At 57.4% G+C, this 17,659-nt stretch carries 11 protein-coding genes and 1 riboswitch; of the genes, 4 read left to right on the top strand and 7 right to left on the bottom strand.

All coding sequences use genetic code 11. The features are described from left to right. The first annotated feature begins 27 nt into the window (after positions 1–27). Genes qoxB through qoxD form a run of 3 tightly spaced genes read left to right on the top strand, consistent with a single transcriptional unit; the run spans position 28 to position 2,865 of the window. Positions 28–1,977, top strand: a complete 1,950-nt coding sequence (qoxB, locus tag KP014_RS08100) for a cytochrome aa3 quinol oxidase subunit I (protein WP_036604982.1) — start codon at positions 28–30, stop codon at positions 1,975–1,977. Beyond that, entirely contained in the window at positions 1,974–2,570 is a 597-nt protein-coding gene (qoxC, locus tag KP014_RS08095; RefSeq protein WP_036604981.1) for a cytochrome aa3 quinol oxidase subunit III, read from the top strand. Before qoxB ends, qoxC begins: the two co-directional genes overlap by 4 nt. A gap of 1 nt (position 2,571) precedes the next feature. After that, the gene (qoxD, locus tag KP014_RS08090; RefSeq protein WP_175491920.1) at positions 2,572–2,865 is read left to right on the top strand and encodes a cytochrome aa3 quinol oxidase subunit IV; all 294 of its coding nucleotides are present in this window, start codon (positions 2,572–2,574) and stop codon (positions 2,863–2,865) included. Between the two features lie 133 nt (positions 2,866–2,998). Here qoxD and KP014_RS08085 read toward each other — a convergent pair whose 3' ends face one another. The 5 genes from KP014_RS08085 to KP014_RS08065 all read right to left on the bottom strand — a co-directional run bounded on the left by KP014_RS08085 (position 2,999) and on the right by KP014_RS08065 (position 8,543). After that, positions 2,999–4,705 (bottom strand): methyl-accepting chemotaxis protein, encoded by a 1,707-nt coding sequence (locus tag KP014_RS08085; protein WP_036604980.1) that lies wholly within the window; start codon positions 4,703–4,705, stop codon positions 2,999–3,001. 157 nt (positions 4,706–4,862) lie between these two features. Beyond that, on the bottom strand, positions 4,863–5,546 hold the full coding sequence (locus KP014_RS08080; RefSeq protein ID WP_036604979.1) for an ECF transporter S component: 684 nt from the start codon (positions 5,544–5,546) through the stop codon (positions 4,863–4,865). Continuing rightward, on the bottom strand, positions 5,519–7,360 hold the full coding sequence (locus tag KP014_RS08075) for an ABC transporter ATP-binding protein (protein ID WP_175491919.1): 1,842 nt from the start codon (positions 7,358–7,360) through the stop codon (positions 5,519–5,521). Before KP014_RS08075 ends, KP014_RS08080 begins: the two co-directional genes overlap by 28 nt. Next, the gene (locus tag KP014_RS08070) at positions 7,276–8,217 is read right to left on the bottom strand and encodes an energy-coupling factor transporter transmembrane component T (RefSeq protein WP_051499253.1); all 942 of its coding nucleotides are present in this window, start codon (positions 8,215–8,217) and stop codon (positions 7,276–7,278) included. The genes KP014_RS08075 and KP014_RS08070 overlap by 85 nt, the downstream gene beginning before the upstream one ends. Next, a complete protein-coding gene (locus KP014_RS08065) occupies positions 8,214–8,543 on the bottom strand; it encodes a DUF4430 domain-containing protein (protein WP_175491918.1) in 330 nt (109 codons plus the stop codon). The genes KP014_RS08070 and KP014_RS08065 overlap by 4 nt, the downstream gene beginning before the upstream one ends. On the opposite strand from KP014_RS08065, the gene KP014_RS08060 reads away from it, so the two are divergent. Further along, positions 8,536–9,228, top strand: coding sequence for a hypothetical protein (locus KP014_RS08060; protein WP_216700476.1), 693 nt, complete (start codon positions 8,536–8,538; stop codon positions 9,226–9,228). The genes KP014_RS08065 and KP014_RS08060 overlap by 8 nt on opposite strands. A gap of 268 nt (positions 9,229–9,496) precedes the next feature. Here KP014_RS08060 and KP014_RS08055 read toward each other — a convergent pair whose 3' ends face one another. Both KP014_RS08055 and KP014_RS08050 read right to left on the bottom strand, forming a co-directional pair. Continuing rightward, positions 9,497–14,020: an S-layer homology domain-containing protein gene (locus KP014_RS08055; protein ID WP_090834504.1), complete on the bottom strand. Its 4,524-nt coding sequence runs from the start codon at positions 14,018–14,020 to the stop codon at positions 9,497–9,499. Between the two features lie 267 nt (positions 14,021–14,287). Then, positions 14,288–14,478, bottom strand: a riboswitch (cobalamin riboswitch). 91 nt (positions 14,479–14,569) lie between these two features. Beyond that, positions 14,570–17,656, bottom strand: a complete 3,087-nt coding sequence (locus KP014_RS08050; protein ID WP_090834503.1) for a GAP1-N2 domain-containing protein — start codon at positions 17,654–17,656, stop codon at positions 14,570–14,572. Positions 17,657–17,659: the final 3 nt, after the last annotated feature.

Raw genomic sequence — 17,659 nt, 5'->3', positions numbered from 1 at the left:
TTGAACAACCTGAAAGGAGTCCTCCCAATGAATTTTGATTTGGAAAAATTCAAGGTTCACGGCGAACCCCTGATCTACGGGGCGATGATCAGCATTGCCCTGGCATCGATCGGGATTGTCGTGGGTTTAACCGTTTTTAAAAAATGGGGCTGGCTGTGGCGGGAATGGCTGACCACCGTGGATCACAAACGGATCGGCGTTATGTACATTCTGGCCGCCCTGCTCATGCTCTTCCGCGGAGGCATCGACGCTCTGATGATGCGTCTGCAAACCGCCGCGCCGGATATGAAATTTCTCGACGCGCAGCATTACAATGAGGTCTTTACGACCCACGGTCTAATAATGATTCTGTTCATGGCCATGCCGTTTATTATCGGTCTTATGAATGTCGTCGTGCCGCTGCAAATCGGCGCGCGCGACGTGGCCTTCCCGCGTCTTAACGCGGTCAGCTTCTGGCTCTTCTTCTTCGGAGCCATGCTGCTGAATATTTCGTTCGTCATCGGCGGGTCGCCGGATGCCGGCTGGTCTGCCTACTTCCCACTGGCGAGTCTGGAGTTCAGCCCGACCGTCGGCAATAACTACTACTCGCTGGCGCTGCAGATTTCCGGTATCGGCACGCTGATGACAGGCGTTAACTTTATCGTGACCATTCTGAAGATGCGCGCGCCGGGCATGAAGCTGATGCGCATGCCGATGTTCACCTGGTCCGTACTGATTACGAACGTAATCATCGTCTTCGCGTTTCCGGTGCTGACCGTGGCGCTGGCGCTGATGATGTTCGACCGTCTGTTCGGCTCCCAGTTCTTTACGATGGCTAACGGAGGCATGGATATGCTCTGGGCCAACCTGTTCTGGGTATGGGGCCATCCGGAGGTATATATCGTCATTTTGCCGGCCTTCGGTATTTACAGTGAAATTATCGCGACCTTCTCTAAGAAAAATCTGTACGGCTACACCTCAATGGTCGCCAGTATGCTGATTATCTCCCTGCTGTCCTTTATCGTCTGGGCGCATCACTTCTATACGATGGGTCAAGGCGTAATGGTCAACGGTTTCTTCTCGATTACGACGATGGCGATTGCCGTGCCGACCGGGGTCAAGATATTCAACTGGCTGTTCACCCTGCGAAAAGGCCGGATCAGCTTCACAACGCCAATGCTGTACTCTTTGGCCTTCATTCCGATCTTCACAATCGGCGGCGTTACCGGCGTTATGCTGGCCATGGCCAGCGCCGACTATATGTACCATAATACGATGTTCCTGGTCGCGCATTTCCACTACGTTCTTATTCCTGGCGCCGTATTCGCTGTTATCGCGGGCTTCCACTACTGGTTCCCCAAAGTGTTCGGCTTCCGCCTGAATGAACGTCTGGGCAAGCATGCTTTCTGGTGGATTATTATTTCCTTTAACGTAGCTTTCTTTCCACTGTTCATTCTCGGCCTCAAAGGCATGACCCGCCGGATGTACACGTATTCCGCGGAAACAGGCTTCGGTCCGCTTAACATGATCTCGTTCGCCGGTGCGCTCGGACTGGCGATCGGCTTCGTCATTCTTGTGTATAACATTTACTGGAGCACACGCTATATGCCGCGCGACAAGACCGGCGATCCATGGGATGCCCGCACGCTGGAATGGGCAACCCAAAGTCCGATCCCGGAATACAACTTCGCGGTTGTGCCGAATGTCAAATCGCGCGATCCGCTGTGGGCCATGAAGCACGATAAGCAGCCGCTGTTCGAAGACCAAATTACGAAGATTCATATGCCGAGCAATACGGGCAAACCGTTTGTCCTTGGCGTCGTCTTCTTCTTCCTTGGGTTCTTCCTGGTATTCAGCATGTGGATTCCGGCGATTGTTGCCGGCATTGGCGTTCTGGTTGTCCTGGCGGCGATGTCCTTCGACCGCGACCACGGCTTCTATATTCCGGCTGATAAAGTCATCAAGACAGAAAAGAAACTGGGGGGTGGAACGGTATGAAAGTAGATACCTCCAAACCGCTTGAGTATGGCACGCACGAGAACAGCAACCGCATCTTCGGCTTCTGGGTCTTCCTGGGAGCGGAAATTGCGCTGTTCGCCACACTGTTTACCGTGTTCTTCGTTCTGGTGAACCGTTTTGCGGACGGTCCCAGCGGAAGCGAGCTGTTCGAGATCGGCCCGGTGCTGATTGAGACGTTCCTGCTGCTCACCAGTTCCTTTACGATCGGCCTGGCCGTTCACGCCATGCGCCATCAATACAAGAGAGCCATGCTCGTCTTCTTCGGCATCACGCTGCTGATGGGACTTGGCTTCCTTGGCATCGAAATTTCCGAGTTTGTAACCTATGTGCATGAAGGCGCAACGCTTCAAACCAGCGCGTTCCTGTCCAGTCTGTTCGTACTGCTCGGCACCCACGGCGCCCACGTTACCTTCGGTTTCCTGTGGGGCGCGGCGATTATGATCCAGCTCATGCGGGAAGGCATCAACCCGGCCACGGCCAATAAATCATTCATCTTCTCGCTGTACTGGCACTTCCTGGACGTTGTCTGGATTTTCATCTTCAGCTTCGTCTACCTGAAAGGACTGATGTGACATGATGAAGCAGTTGTTTCCCGTTCGCCATGTAATAGGCTATATAGCCTCCTTGGTCCTTTCCGCCGCAGCGCTGGCTGTCATTTACGGTGACTTCTCCCATGCCGCAAATGTAGCCATTCTGGTCATTACCGCTCTGATTCAGGCTTCCCTGCAGCTGTTCCTGTTCATGCACATCGGGGAATCGGCCGATACGAAAAAAGAGCTGTACATCAACATCGCCTATGCGCTGTTCGTCGGTCTTGTCACCATCTTCGGTACGCTCTTCATCTTCGTGTGGGGCTGGTACAGTTAATTTTTATTTTCTCTCAAAGCGTCTTGGCCGCTGCTGCGGCTGGGGCGCTTTTTGAATAGTATAAAGAGGCGGCGACCGGGCCCGTACAGGACCTGATCGCCGCCTCTTTCATTTAACCCCGCAAACGGTGGACTTACAGCTTGAACTCGGCAAGATTCTTCTGCAATTCCTCCGCAAGCGAAGCCAGATAACGGGCTGAGCTCGACATCTCCTCCATTGCCGACATCTGCTCTTGGCTTGACGCGCTGACATCCTCGACGCCCGCCCCGCCCTTTTGCGAAATTTCGTTCACCATTTCCATAACGGCGACCAAATCTCCGCATTCTTCGGAAACATGTCCTACAACTTTATTAATACTTTCGGTCTGCCGGATGGCATCCTGGATGGAAACTACGATTTCGGAGAATGCCTCGGAAATTTCACCGCTGCCGGCCACACCCTCTGTCGCAAGCCGCGCCCCTTGAGCCATCGATTCTACGGCTTCTCCGGTCTGCTGCTGAATTTGGGTAATAATACCGGTAATATGAAGCGAGCTCTTGGCCGTCTCCTCGGACAGCTTACGGATCTCTCCCGCTACCACGGCAAACCCTCGTCCGACCTCGCCTGCCCTGGCGGCTTCAATGGAAGCATTAAGAGACAGCAGGTTCGTCTGCCCCGCAATTCCATTAATCGTCGTAATAATGTCGCTGATTTCCTCGGACAGTTTGGCCAAAGATGCGATAATCTGCTGCGTTTCGGTCACGTTTGCGTTGATCTGCGTCATTTGCTCCGCAATACGGTTGACCTTTTCCCCTCCGTGATCGGCAGAGTCGGCCGCCTTCGCCATCAGAACCGACATCTGCTCGCTCCCGCTCTCCACCGACAAGATATCCTGCGACATCGCCTGAATGGAAGCGTTCGTCTCGGCTATGCTGTACACCTGCGTTTCAAACCCTGTCGCCAGCTCCGAAGCGGTGGAAGCAATCAGATTGGAAGCCAGCGAGGTCTGCTCGGCGCTGGCGGTCATCTGCTCGGAAGAAGCCGACAAAGTCTCCGCACTCTCCGACACGCTCTGCATCATACGGCGGAGGCTCTTCATCATGCCGTTAAATGAGCCGCTGATTTGACCGATTTCATCCTTGGAGCTATACGCTGCCGCAACCGTCAAGTCTCCCTGCTCCGCTTTCTCCATTGTCTCCCGCAGTTCGGCCAAAGGCTTGGTAATCATGCGGACGATTAAGAAGGTGGCCAACTGGACGAGAAGGGTAAAGGCAATAATCAGGAAAATATTCAGGTTCCGTGTACTCTGGGCTTTTGCCGTTGCTTCCGCGTACTCCTTCTCGGCATCCTGTTGAAGAAAACTGCCAGCATTACCGAGCAGATTTACCATCTTGTCGCGCAGAGTACTGAAATTCCCGGAAAAAAGGGCATAAGCCTCCGCATTGCGGTTAGCCTTGGCCAGAGTAATAATCCGCTCTCTTTGGCTCCGGTATTCGGGAAGCAGTGATTCGTATTCTTTCAGTCTATTTAAGGCTTCGGCCGAACCAAAAGAAACGTTAAGCAGCTTCTTCGACAGGGCATCGTTACTCGCCTTCATCGCTTCGATATCCTCAGCGAGCTTCGTATTGCTTACCACGTCTTCCGTCATCATAAGCTCCAGCATATCGGATTCGATCATACCGTTATTGATTCGGATTTGGGCGGACCACAGAACAGGCAGCAGGTTCTGCTCATACATCACTTTGGAGCGGTCCGCCAACTGCTGGCCGGTAACGATCCCTACTACTCCCACACTGATCAGCGCAAACAGGACGATAAGCATTATAAGTCCCATTTTATACTTTAACTTCAAATTTTTCATTGCAATCCTCACTCTCCGGGTGACTTTTTACATATACCTTTCTTTATCGGCAAACCTCTATGTAAAATAAATAATTTGAAATGAAAATCGACAAATAACAACAAAAAGCCGCGCGGATCACTAATCCGCCGGCTTGTTATGGGCACATCTGCCGTTTTTAACGCAGCAGCCCGTATTTTTTGCGAAAACGTTCAAGCACCTTGATCCAGCCTCCCGCCAAAATGGATAAAAAGACGACGTTGGACAACGCATGCGCCAAATCGAAATAGAAGCTGGCGGCGTATACGGTCACTACTAGTCCCAGGCTGAAAGCGTCGGGCAGGCCGATCAGGTGCCAAATATTCATGATCCACCCGAATAAAAATCCCCATATAAAGCCGAACAGCAGCAGCCCCGGTCTTGTTCTCATCCAGCGCGTGTTCCGCAGCCAGCCGGCGGTAAGCCCGACCATCCCCCAGGCGAACATCTGCCACGGCGTCCACGGCCCCTGACCGAAATAAAGATTCGAGACAAGGGCGGCGACCGCCCCGATCAGAAAGCCCGCTTCCGCCCCGAATACATACGCCGACAAAATAACGATGGCCGATACCGGCTTAACGCTGGGCAGGGCCGCGAACGGAATACGGCTGACGGCGGCAACCGCGGCAAGAACAGCAAGCAGAACCAGCTCGCGAGGCTCCAGCTTGCGGTGTTCCAGCCTTAGAAACAGTGGAAGCAGAGCAGCGCAGAGCAGCACCAGGCTCAGCAGCAGATAGTGACGGTCCTTGAGCGCGGAGGACAGCGCGAGCGCGCCTATAAACAGGCCAAGCGCAATCAGGACCGGGAAACGAATTCGTGCCACTGTGACATCACATCCTCAATGGTTAATGCTTGCGGCAGCCGGTCGCGGACCATCCGGTTAACGGCTGTCGTATAGAAATAATTCGCGCCGAAAAAAGCCTCCGGCGTCCCTTCCGCCGCTATGCTTCCGTCAAACAGCATGGCGCAGCGGGAAGCGTACCGCGCTGCAAATTCGACGTCATGCGTAACGAACGTTACGCTTTTTCCGGACTCGGCCAGCGCTCTCAGCAGTTCCGCCAAATGCTCCTTGGCGGCAGGATCAAGTCCTTTGGTTGGCTCATCCAGCAGGAGAATATCCGGACGCAGCAGCAGCACCATGGCCAGCGCCGCCTTCTGCTGCTCGCCGCCGCTGATGTCATGCGGATGGCTGTCAAGCACAGCTCCAAGTCCGAAGGCAGCCACCAGCGAGGCAATCTCCCGCTCGCCCTCCGAAGCGGACAGTCCGGCGTACTTCGCCATATGCCGCAGTTCTTCCGACACTGTGTCATGGCTGAAATACAACAGTGGATTTTGCGCCAGGTAGCCGGCGGTGACGCCTTCCGGGAGCGCCACCCGGCCCCGCTGCGGCTTAAGCAGCCCGGCCATCAGCTGCAGCAGTGTGGACTTGCCCGCGCCGTTTCCTCCAAGGATAGCGGTTAGCTCTCCCCGATGCAGCGAGAAATCCAGCTTCTTCAATATTTCCGGCCCGTCTTTCTCGTAACGGAATGTTACCTCCCTGCATTCGAGCAGGGCCTCTCCGTCGCGGGATGACTGCTCCCTCCGCGCGAAAGCGCCGGAACCGCTCCGGGAAGATGAAGTTCCGGCGCTGCTGTTCTCCCAGGCCCCCGTATCCTCAAGCATGTTGCCTATACCGCTCCCGCCCGGTCGGGCCACGACCGCCCGGGTTGGATCGGCCGCATTCATTTCCAGGCGACCAGTGCTCAAGGCGGACCCAGCTGCAGAGACCGGCAGCGCCGGTAGCCCTTCCTCGCTCGCTAACTCCAGCCAGCTTTTGCCTTCCCGCACGGTCAGCGGAATAGTATCCGGCTGTACATCGGCAGGCCCGGAAGACAGCGCCAGAAACAGGCGCGAAGCGGCCGGCAGATAGGCGTGATGCCCTTCACCGAGCCCGCTCCCTACTGCTCGCACAATTTCGCGAGGGCTGCCGTCCGCCGCAAGCCTGCCGTTCTCCATCAGCAGCACACGGTCCGCAAGCGGCAGCGCTTCTTCCAGACGGTGCTCGCTTAAAATAACCGTCATCGACAGCTCCTCGTTCAGGCGGCGAAGCAGATATATGAACTCGCGCGCCGCCACGGGGTCAAGCTGGGAGGTCGGCTCGTCCAGCAGCAGCAGCCGGGGATGCAGCAGCAGGACGGACGCCAGATTGACGAGCTGCTTCTGCCCGCCAGACAGCTCGTGCACCGGCTTGTACAGCAGCGGCTCCAGACCGAACAGCCCGGCGATTTCCGCCAGCCTGCCGCGCATGACCGACGGGGAGAGACCCAGATTTTCCATGGAAAAGGCAAGCTCCTGCCATACCGTCTCCATCACGATCTGCGCCTCCGGATTCTGAAAGACCATGCCGATTTCCCCAGCTGCGGTCTCCGGCGGCAGCAGAGACAGTTCCCGGCCTCGGTAAAAAATCGCGCCGCTGCCGTCTCCCACCGGAGTCAGCTCCCGCTTCAAATGCCGCAGCAGCGTCGTTTTGCCGCTGCCAGAGGGGCCGCAGAGAACGACGAACTCGCCCTCTTCTATTGCAAAGGATAGCCCGTCCAGTGAAGCCCTTTCTTCCCCTGGGTAGCGGAAGGACAGTTCGCGCGCGCGGACGATCTCCATAACCATTTCTCCTTTCCTTCCACCCAGAGGGGGAGAGCCGTGAACAGACAGAAGGCGGCGTACATCGCCGCTTCCTGCCAGCTAAATACCGGAGGCTTCATCCGGGGATAGAGCAACAGCAGGCCATATCCTTGAGACCAGCCCCATAAGGTACCCAGCGCTCCGGCTCCCAGCCCCGCCAGGACCCGAATATCCCTCCGGTCAAGTCTATGCACCGCATAGGAGGACCGGCGGCGGATACCGTACCCGCGCGCTTTCATGGAGTCGGCGGTCTGCAGCGCTTCCTCCAGCGACCAGGTGAGCAGCGTCTTCAGCAGCGTCATCCCGTCCGACATGCGGGAACGCAGACTGCCCTCGCGGACCGAAACGCCGCGCGCTCCCTGAATCAGCGCAATCCGGCGCAGCCGCCGCTGAAACAGCGGAACGAAGCGGAGCGTCATGAGCGTAAGCAGGGCGGTTTTGGGAGCGGCGGACGCGAACAGGTACATGAATTTATCCGGCGTTACCGTATAGTTGTATGAAAGAAAGATAACAAACACCGCTATCAGCACAACCATCATCATCAGCCCGTACAGCACGGCTTCCAGCGTAATCGGCTGATCCATGAAATAAAACAGGATAACGGCTCCTCTGTGCGAGAACAGCGGGTTCAGCAGGGCGGCGGGAACAGCGACAATCAGGCAAAAAGCCAAGCTGCCCACTATCCTTCGTCCCTGTCCCTGAAGAAGCAGCAGACCGAGAAGGGCCGCGATTTCGGTCACCAGGAACACCGGATGAAACAGCAGCAGCGTGAACAGCAGCAGACCGGTGTAATATACGACGGCCACCGCCGGATGCATGGACCGGAAGCCGCTCATTTTGAGGCTCCCAGATCCTTGCCCATATCGAGCGTGTACAGCCATTCGACCGTATCCCCCGGCTTCAGCCTATAAGCCCCGGAACTCTCGCTCGGGAACTTGCCGTTTACGCGGTACATCCAGCCGCTCTCGGCGCCCCGGTCCATCTCGTACAGATTGTTGATACCTTCCACGTAACCGGCGGCGCTTGCGCCGCGGTATTCCATCTGGATTTTGTGCTGGCGGGTTACCCGCTTTAGCACATCCAGCGCGCTGTCGCCCTCCTCTACCGCTACTGAGGTCGGCGGCAGAATGGTTCCAAGCTCGTCGTCGCCGACAATGGACATGGTGACGGCGGCGGCTTGCTCGGCGGCGGGCTGGCTGCCGCCGGATGATGACGGCGATGGGCTGGCCGCCGTCGCCTTGAGCTGCGCCGGGGCGGCCGGTTTCACGGCCGCAGGCGGCTTCGGCGCAGCCGAAGCTTGCGGAGCAGCCGCTGTGGCGGGCGGCTGCGCGCTCTTGGCCGCCGGGCCGGGCGAAGCGGCCCCGGCGGTCTGCGCCGCCGCCGATGGCACGGCGGCGGCGCGGTCTCCCGGCGGCTGCGAAGCGCCGGGAGACTGTGGCCGGGCCGCTTCGGCGGAAGGCCCGGCCGAGGCTGGCGCAGCGGCGGATGCAGCCGCTGCTGCACTGCCCGGCGCGGGACTTGCGCCGGGAGTGCCCGTCCCGGCTTCGGGCAGAGCCGAAGCCGGGGCTGCGGTGCCGCCGGCGACCTGGCCGGCGGGGCTTGGCGGCGGGCTCGTTGCCGCCGCCTCGTCACGGGCCGGCGCGCAGCCGGACAGCAGCAGCGCGGCTGCCAGCAGAAGGGGCGCTATGGAGCGAGCGCCCGCTGTTCGGATTGACTTCATACTTGGAACACCTCCGTCTAAAGGGAAAGAACGAGAGCAGCAGAGCGCCCCCGTTCATTGTATTAATGCTTGTATGATTCCATTCGGAATGGGCAGAGCGGAATTTCTCCTGCTTATCCATCAGTAAAAGGGCCACCGGGAAGATCAAACGGGAAAATCTCCATCTAAACCCGGGGGATTAGCCCGAAACAAAGGAAAACCGGCCGATTAACCGGAGTATTTCCAGTTCGATTAACCGTAAACATCCTTTTAGCAAAAATAAAGGGGACATTTTCCTGCTTGTATCATCGGTTTACCTGAGATCGGGCCCTTTTCTAAGGTTGCCGATCGAACGCGAGGCACTGCCCCCGCAGACAATCGCAGCCTCCAGCCGCTCCATCAGCAGCTCCGGCAGACTAAGGCAGGCGGACGGCCACAACGGCCGCCATTTCCCGCGTTACGACGCCGTTTGGATCAAAAGAGCCCCCAAAGCCGGTCATGTATCCCTTCTCCGTTACCGCGTTCACCGCGTCAAGAGCGTAATTGCCGATTGCGGCACCGTCCTTGAAGGATGAATTGGAAGAAGGAGACAGCTTGTAAACCCGTGCAATCATCACCGCCATATCCTGGCGGCTGATCGACTGGTTCGGCTTGAACGAAGCAGCCGTTACTCCGCCGATTACCCCAAGCTCTTTTGCTTTCATCACATATCCATAATACCATGAATTGGATTTTACGTCGTCAAAGCCGGAAACCGCCGGGGAAGCAGCAGGTGTATTGCCGGTTAATCTGACGAGCAGGGCTGCAAACTGCGCCCGGGTAATCGCCGATTTCGGCGCAAACGCAGGATTCGCGCCGCCTACGCCCTCCATCCATTTCTTGTCATAGGCTTCATGGACCGAAGTCAGCGCCCATGCCGAGATTTGATTCTCGTCGGCGAATACTGCATTTGCTGTCGCCGTGGCTACAGATACGCTGTACAGCTTGCCTTTACCGTTCAAGTAAAGATCATACGCCGTCAGAGCAAGCAGCGCCTGCTCGGTCGCAAGTCCGCTGCTGCCGCCAGCCGCCGTATGCGCATAGCCGCCGTCGCTGCGCTTGAAGGTCGCCAGATTGCTAAGCAGGCTTCCCTTCGTTTTGGCAAACCGGGCATCACCCGGTCCTATTCCTGCTGCGGAAAGGGCGATGATAACCTGTGACACGCTTTCGCTGTTCTCTTCTCCCGACAGCTTGTAGCCGCCGTCTTCGAGCTGCTGCGCCGAGAGCCAGGCTACCGCTTTATCGAGAGCTGCCTGTACACCGGCTTCTTCCTTGTGCCCAGACAGCGCGGCAACCGCCATCGCGGTAAGGTCCACGTTGTTCTCGCCGCCCTTAGTCAGCGGGAAGCCTCCGTCCGTGTTCTGTATATCCAATATCCACTGAACGAGCTTGGCTTTGGTCCACGCCGCATTCGCCGGAATGGAATAGTTTCCGCTGTCCAGCGCAAGAAGCGCAAAGATCGGTCCGTTGCTGCCCTGGTTCGTGAGGTTCCCGTTATTATAAATCTTGGCGACCAGGTCATATCCCGCCGCGCTTCTCGGATCTCCTCCGGCGGCAGCCACCGAGAGCGCCAGCCGCTCGTAATCGGTCACCTTGCGGAATTCGCCCTTGCTCTCCGATATTTGTTTCAGCACACCGGCCAGATAGCCTGCCGGGAGCGCATTGCCGGAACGGGCCAAGCCGAAGGCCTGCCAGTCGCTAAGCTCGCCCGCCGACAAGATCCATTTCGCCGCTGCCGAAATATCGGCTGCTACTCCACTTCCGGCAGGCTCCCATTTGCTGCGGTCAACTACGGCGTATTTGGTAAAATGACTCACTTTGCCGGTAATCGTTCCCGTCGACAGATCCAGCACGGCTGGTACCGGAATCCATTGATTGGTGTTTTCATCGAGCCAGGCCAGCGCCAGATTTTGCGGATTGCGCGTCCCTACAGGAATTTGGATGGACAAATCCGTAGGTTTGGCAAATTTCGTTCCATTTGGTGTGAATTCATACAAGCCGGATACCAGTTCCGGCCGGGACGAAGGCTGCTCCTGCACGCCGATGGTAACAGCGGCGCCTTCCACCGCGCCCGCTGGAATTTGCAGCTGCACCTCTCCCGCCGCATCCTTCAAGGCAGTGCCCGCCGAGGTGGCCAGCTGCGCCAAGGATACGCTGTTTGCCGCCAGCGTCTTGGCCAGTTCGGCGGATTTCTCCGCCGTCATCGGAGTGCCGCTGACAGCTGTTGTTGCGCCAACCTGACTCAGCGGCAGCGTATTGGCGGAAGTTATCGCCACACCGGAAGGTCCGGTACCCGCTGTGCTTGAAGCGCCGGCAGCCGCAGTTTCCGATGAAGACGTAACATACTTCCACAGCACCTCGTTTCCGTCCTGAAGCACATAATTATCGGCGCTGACTGACGGTTCGCTTCCATTGACAAAATACTTCCATCCACTCTCGGCGCCCCGGTCAAATTCGGCCAGACCGTCAATCGAATAGACGTATACGCCCCCCGAACTTGTCCGTGCCCCTACTTTGCCGCTGCCAAGCATCCGGAGAAGCAGACTATAAGGAGTATCCCCCGTACCCAGAGTAACGGAAGTTCTTGGAAGAATCGTTCCTTTTACAGTATCGCCAACAACGGAAATAGTTGCCTCGGAAACCGCCTGCGGCGCGGAAATGGCCAGCTGCTGCGTATACCGCACCAAGCTTGGCGCACCGCCTGCCTGATAACCAGTCACTTCGATTGTATAGCTACCGGCCGATAGGCCGCTGAAGGAAGCGATGCCCTGGTCATTCGTTGCCGCCGTCTGTCCGCCAACACTTACCTTCGCGCCGACAGCCGGTGAAGTAACAGGATCAGAACTGAAGGTTGCGTTATTCCACACCCATTGAACTTGAGTGACTCTTACCGTAAAAGCCTGCCCCGGCTGAGGCTGCGAAGGCGAAAGTTCCAAATATTGGACAACCTGGGTCGAGTATCCTCCGTAATAGACCAGCACCTTATCCGTAGCCCTGAGCTCAAAGTCGCTGATGCCGACGCTCGGATAGATCCACTGGCCGCCGCGCTGAACGACAAACGACCACCAGTTGTTCATGTCGCCGCTGATTCCGCCTATGCCGCTGATAAAGCTGCCGAATGACGATTGCGTAATATCCAGCGCAATATGATTGGCATCAGCCAGCCTTTGCAGCGCCTCAAGCGCATTGGACGCGCCTACCGGGCCTTCTGCGAGCGTTCCCTGCGGCCCTTCTACCGATAAAGACACTGGCACTTCCTTCGGCAAAACCGTAACAGACCCGGTGTAGCGCACGACAGTCGGCGCGGCGTTGTCCTGGTAGCCGGTAATTTGGAGTGTCTGGGTTCCAGGCGTCAGATCGGTTCCAAAAGACGCTGTGCCCTGATCGTTCGTAACAGCCGTTTTGCCGCCGATGGAAACGGTAACCCCGGAAGCCGCCGCGACTACGGGATTTCCGTCCCAGTCCCATGTCTTTTTATTAACCGTTACTTCAAGAGGCTTGCCTTCCTTAGGCTGAAGCGGCAAAAATGTTACGGAATCCACCAGTTGAGTGACGCTGTAATCTCCGTAGTAAATATAGAGCCGATCCCCGTCCTGAAGCGCAAAGTCGTTAATGGCGCTGTAACCGCTGACCCACTGAGTACCGCGCTGAACGATGTAGTTCCAGCCGTCATAGCCTCCATACTTCTTCTCTCGGATACCGGCTATCTCGCTAATATAGGTGCCGTATTGGCTTGTTTTGCTGACAACCGCAATTCCCTTGGCTTCCGCCAGCTTGTTCAACGCATCCAAAGCGCTGCCGCCGTACACACTGCCCTCGCCCAAGGACGCCGTCGGCCCTTCGATGGCTACACTCACATGGACAAGCGGATGCACAGCCGGCGGATGATCGATAAAATCATACAGGTTGCTGTCGCCGCCGCTGCTGAATAGGTTGTAGGCGACCAACGCCTGCAGCGCCTGCTCCGTTGCCAGAGCGTTGCTTCCTTCACCCAGCATATGGGCGAAGCTTCCGTCCGCCGCCCTAAAGCTCATCAAGCGGCTGATCAGATTGCCGCCGTTCTTGGTGAAGCCGGAACCGGCCGGATCAACACCATATGATGTCAGCCCGATAATGGCCTGCGATACGCTTTCACTGCTGTCTCCATAGCCTCCGTGGGTCGTATTCTGCTGAGCGGACAGCCACTGTACGGCTCTTTCCCCCGCAGTGGCAGCAGCGGACTCACTCTTGTATGGAGACAGGGCGGCCAAAGCCATTGCCGTGGTATCAGGCCCGCTTGGTCCTCCTGCATTAAGAGGGAATCCTCCATCAACATTTTGTGCGGAAAGAATCTCTTGAACCAGTTTATCTCTGGTCCATTTTGCATCGGAAGGCACCATATAGCTGCCGGAATCCAGTGCGATTAGGCCGTAGATGGGATTGTTCAGGCTTTGCCCGGACATTCCTTCGTTGTTATAAATGGCCGCAATCAGGTTGCTGCCGGCGAAATTCGCCGGGTCCTGGCCGATTGCTTTAACTGCCAGAGCGATTCGGGCGTAATCCGTTACCGAGGAGAAATTCCCCCCTGCGTTCTTTACTCTATTCTGAAGCTCGGCCCCGTAAGAATCCGGCACTTTATACCCGGCCTGGGCCAAGCCGATCGCCTGCCATTCCGAGGCGACGCCCTGCTTCAGAATATACTCCGCCGCAGAATAAACGGCATCCGTTACGCTGACCGACTGTGATGATGAAGCCGCGTCCGCAGCGTTCAAGGCATCCGTTACGCCCTCTTCCTGGTAACCGGCAGCCGCCGTCTCGGCAAGAGCCCGTCCAGCCGGAGCAAACGGCACGCCCAGCAATGAGAAAATCATCAATAAGGACATTCCCAGCGCAAACATTTTGGAAGAAATCCTGCTCTTCATTACTCAACCTCTTTCTCTTGAATTTGTGGGAGTCTCCCAAGTAAGAAGAAACGCCTGACGGCGTCTTTTCAAGACGCAGGTACGTTTCTCGTAAAAATATAAGACCAAACGATAGGCGTGAAGCTTATAAAGTCTTATATTTCAAAAAAAGACCGCCCCAAAGAGGGACGGTCTTTCAGTAAATCGGGCCGGAACCGATGCCTTCAATCATCCTTAGCATCAGCCGCGCGCAAATGTCCGCGTGTCCTCACCCCCCGAAGGACACCCGGGCCTTGACTAGAAAAGGCAGGTCTCCTGGCTCATGCCTCACCGCTCCCTCTCGCCTTCCCGTTCTACGAGAACAGTGGCAGATTTCAGAGGATCGCTCCGCATATACAGTGGCGGGACCGCGCCGGACTCCAACCGGCTTCCCTTTTAAGCGGGCTTTCAAGACCCGCACCTTTTTAAGAATATATTAAATTTTCGACAATCTTTATCATATCGGTTATCGGAGGGGTTGTCCATACATTGCCAGCCATTCAAGCGTAAAAATAAACGGGAAGCTCATCGTTATTCCGCCGCCGGGCTCGCGCTTATGGGAGCCGCCGGAGATGATGCCGGACGCGGATCATCCATCAGGACCAGCGTGTAGTCTTCGGCCTCGATCATGCTTCCGGCAGACAGCTCCGGAGAAGAAACCAGCGTTACCTTCACCTGGTAAGGTGCTGGTCCTGACGGTGCGGGGCCATTATCGGCCGGGACCGGGGATACCGGCGCGCTAGAAGCGGCAAGCGGCTCTCCTGACGGTGAAGGCGAACCGGCTGCTCCGGCCGCATCTTCCATAGAATCCGTTGGAGCAGCCGAAGCCGGCGAAGACGCTCCGCCGGATGCCGTTCCTTCCGGATGGGTCTCTAAGTCCGCCGGATTTCCATCCGTTCCATTCCCGCCCGTTCCACCGTTTCCATCCACCGCCGTTCCCGTAACGCCTGCAGCGCCGGAATCCCCCGCGTCCGCGGTGCCCGAAGGAGCTGGGGATCCCGGAGCCCCACAGCTATGGTCCAGACCGCCAACTTTATATATGACAGCTTCTCCTGTTCCGGAATCCACTTTAATCTCGGCAGGGTTAAACTCTCGGCAGGCGTCAGCAGAGGCGAAGGCGAACATCAGCGAGCTTCCGCCCTTACCGTCGCCAGACTCAAGATAAGCGGCAGCTTCAGGATAACTCACGTTCCCCGTCCCCTGCGAAGGCGAAGGCTGCGGCGAGGCTGCCGGAGCGGCCTCGTCTCCGCTGCCTTTCAGTAAGCTGGCGGCCAGAACTCCGGCAATTACCAGAACGATGACGGCCGCGCCGAAGATCATCAGCCGAGACGGGCTGCGGCGCACCCACCGCGCCAGCGGCGGGGCCAACTGCGACCGGGCTTCGCCGTAGACGCTTTGAAGAGCCGGTCTGGCTGCGGCCATATAATTTTTACGAAAATCGCGGTTCTTGAAAGCTTCACGGTCATGGCCCGCAAAATACTTCAGAATAGCCCGCCGATAGCCCGGATGAAGCTTCTTGGAGGAAATGGAAAATAGCGGACTATCCTGCGACCAGGCCAAAAAGCGGTACACCGCCTCTTTATCGCCATCCGCTTTGCGGCGGACATGCTCCAGCAGCGCGTCGTACTCCAGCGGCCCTCCCTCGCGGGAACGGCTGTGGTAGAAGGCAAGCGGCAGGCGGGCGAATGGCTCTGCCCCCCGGCCCTCCTTCAGCCAGCGCCGTCCGAGCAGCTGCACATCGTCCATCTCCTGCGGGGACAATCCGTCAAAGATATGCTCGTCCGGATTCTCTTCGCCGAACCAACGGTACGCCGCCCGCAGCACATTCGCCTTACGTCTGCTCTGCAGGTCAAGCGGCGGGTCCCACTCGCCCATATCGAGCGAAAACCGGACGAATGACAGCTCCAGCAGCTGCTCCTCGGTAATGTCGGCAAGCGAAAGGCGGTCCAGCAAATACCGGTCCGCCGCTGCGGCCAGCTCCTTCTGAAGCGCCAGCGCTTCGGGGCTGATTCCGGCTCTCTTGCGGCGGTCTTTCTCCGCTAGTTCAATGTAATCGTGGATCGCCGCCACGGCCGCCACAGGATCGCGTTCCCGCTCCAGCTTCTCGGGCAGATAGTCCCTGAGGCCGTCAACGACGGCAGGCTGCCTCAGCGCTTCCGGCATGAACCTGTCCCAATGCACGACAAATTCCAGCAGGTCCGCGGCTCTCGCGGCGGATGCAAGCCTCGATTCCACATAAGGCTGAAACAGCAGCCGGGCAAAGACCGGCGTGGTCAGCAGCTTGCTGAAAAAGGCTGCCGCCAGTTCCCCGCTGCTTTCAATCACGCTGTAAGCCGCCGACAGCGCATCATCGCGGCCCGCATTCTGCGCGTTCAGCATCCCGTTGATGAAATAATCCACAATGCGCGTCCGGTAGTTATGTCCCTTCAGTGAAAAGTAATCCCGGAAGCTCTCCAGCACTGCCTTCTCCGGAATGTTTTTCTGCCGAACGGCATCGAACTCGCGGTCAAAGCGCTCCAGGAACAGATCATTCAGCCGGATTTTCGATTCCAGCGCCCCTTCTCCATCCAGATAGCCTAGCAGACCGCTAAGCACCGCGCTTTTGTTCTCCGTGTATAAAGCTTCATTTCCCTGCTCAATCCGGTAAAAAACAGCCAGTTCGTTATAAGCCCCTAGCGACAGCTTTCGCTCCGCGCTGTTTCCTCCCAGCATGATATCCGCAAACACGGCAAAATCATCTGCGGCCTTGGGTTCGCGCAGCAGCTCCCAGGCCAGCTCAAGGAATGGCTGCGGAGTGGAGGCAAAATCGGCGTTCAGCGTCCGTCCGGCGGCGAAATCGAAGATAAAATCCTTCTCCGTCGCCCGGTCTCCGGGGCGCAGCGAACCTGTCTCCACGAACGTCAGGTGGATGTATTTGCGGCTTTGCGGCTCTTTCGCGTATGTGATGACGCCGAGCCTGCGCCGGAATTCAAAGGGAAGACAGCTCAGCAGCACTTCCGTCAGATCGGCGGCACGCGAGGACAGCTCTTTTACGGGCGCGCTCAGCGATACGTAGATCTTCTTTTTGCCGGACACCGATTGCATGACCGCCTGGAGCAAGCTTTTGAACATTCCTTCGCCAATGCCCAGCGATTTCAGGACGTCAGCCGGCCTTGGGCGGTTTCGGCGAGGTACCGGGATGCCGCTCAGCACCGGCAGGGCTTCCCCCGGTTCTCCACTGAATCCTTTCGCAAAATCCGCATGCAGGTAACCGCCGTAATCCCGTACGATTTCTTCGGCGCGCGAGGCGGGAAGAACATAGTTGTGGGTGAAAAAAGCACTGCGCAGCCCCGTGAAATCCGCAGGCTGGAAGACACTTTGCCCAAGCACCGTTTCCCCGCTCTCGAGATGGAACAGATGCAGCGCGGGCGGATACTGCGACTCGTCCTTCTCGCCTTTTGCGGCCAGCACCGCCGGAGCGTCGTACAGACAGAAGGGGTGCAGTATTTTTTTGACAAAATTATTGTCCAGACTCTCCGACTTCGCCACCGTGTCAAAGCCCTCAGTGGAGCGGTAAACGCCGCGCCGTTCACGCGTATACATCTGCTGGGCGATGCCGGCTTCCGAATGAATACTCACCGC

Origin of the sequence: Paenibacillus sophorae (genome assembly GCF_018966525.1) — a bacterium.
In the GTDB taxonomy this organism is placed as follows: domain Bacteria; phylum Bacillota; class Bacilli; order Paenibacillales; family Paenibacillaceae; genus Paenibacillus_AQ; species Paenibacillus_AQ sophorae.
The sequence above is the reverse complement of the archived record's forward strand: the minus strand, read 5'-3'. Positions and strand labels throughout refer to the sequence as shown.

Excerpts from the sequence above, each read along its gene's own strand:
- qoxB (WP_036604982.1), top strand. The coding sequence starts at position 28 with ATGAATTTTGATTTGGAAAAATTCAAGGTTCACGGCGAACCCCTGATC.
- qoxC (WP_036604981.1), top strand. The coding sequence starts at position 1,974 with ATGAAAGTAGATACCTCCAAACCGCTTGAGTATGGCACGCACGAGAAC.
- qoxD (WP_175491920.1), top strand. The coding sequence starts at position 2,572 with ATGATGAAGCAGTTGTTTCCCGTTCGCCATGTAATAGGCTATATAGCC.
- KP014_RS08085 (WP_036604980.1), bottom strand. The coding sequence starts at position 4,705 with ATGAAAAATTTGAAGTTAAAGTATAAAATGGGACTTATAATGCTTATC.
- KP014_RS08075 (WP_175491919.1), bottom strand. The coding sequence starts at position 7,360 with ATGGAGATCGTCCGCGCGCGCGAACTGTCCTTCCGCTACCCAGGGGAA.
- KP014_RS08070 (WP_051499253.1), bottom strand. The coding sequence starts at position 8,217 with ATGAGCGGCTTCCGGTCCATGCATCCGGCGGTGGCCGTCGTATATTAC.
- KP014_RS08060 (WP_216700476.1), top strand. The coding sequence starts at position 8,536 with ATGGACATGGTGACGGCGGCGGCTTGCTCGGCGGCGGGCTGGCTGCCG.
- KP014_RS08065 (WP_175491918.1), bottom strand. The coding sequence starts at position 8,543 with ATGTCCATTGTCGGCGACGACGAGCTTGGAACCATTCTGCCGCCGACC.
- KP014_RS08055 (WP_090834504.1), bottom strand. The coding sequence starts at position 14,020 with ATGAAGAGCAGGATTTCTTCCAAAATGTTTGCGCTGGGAATGTCCTTA.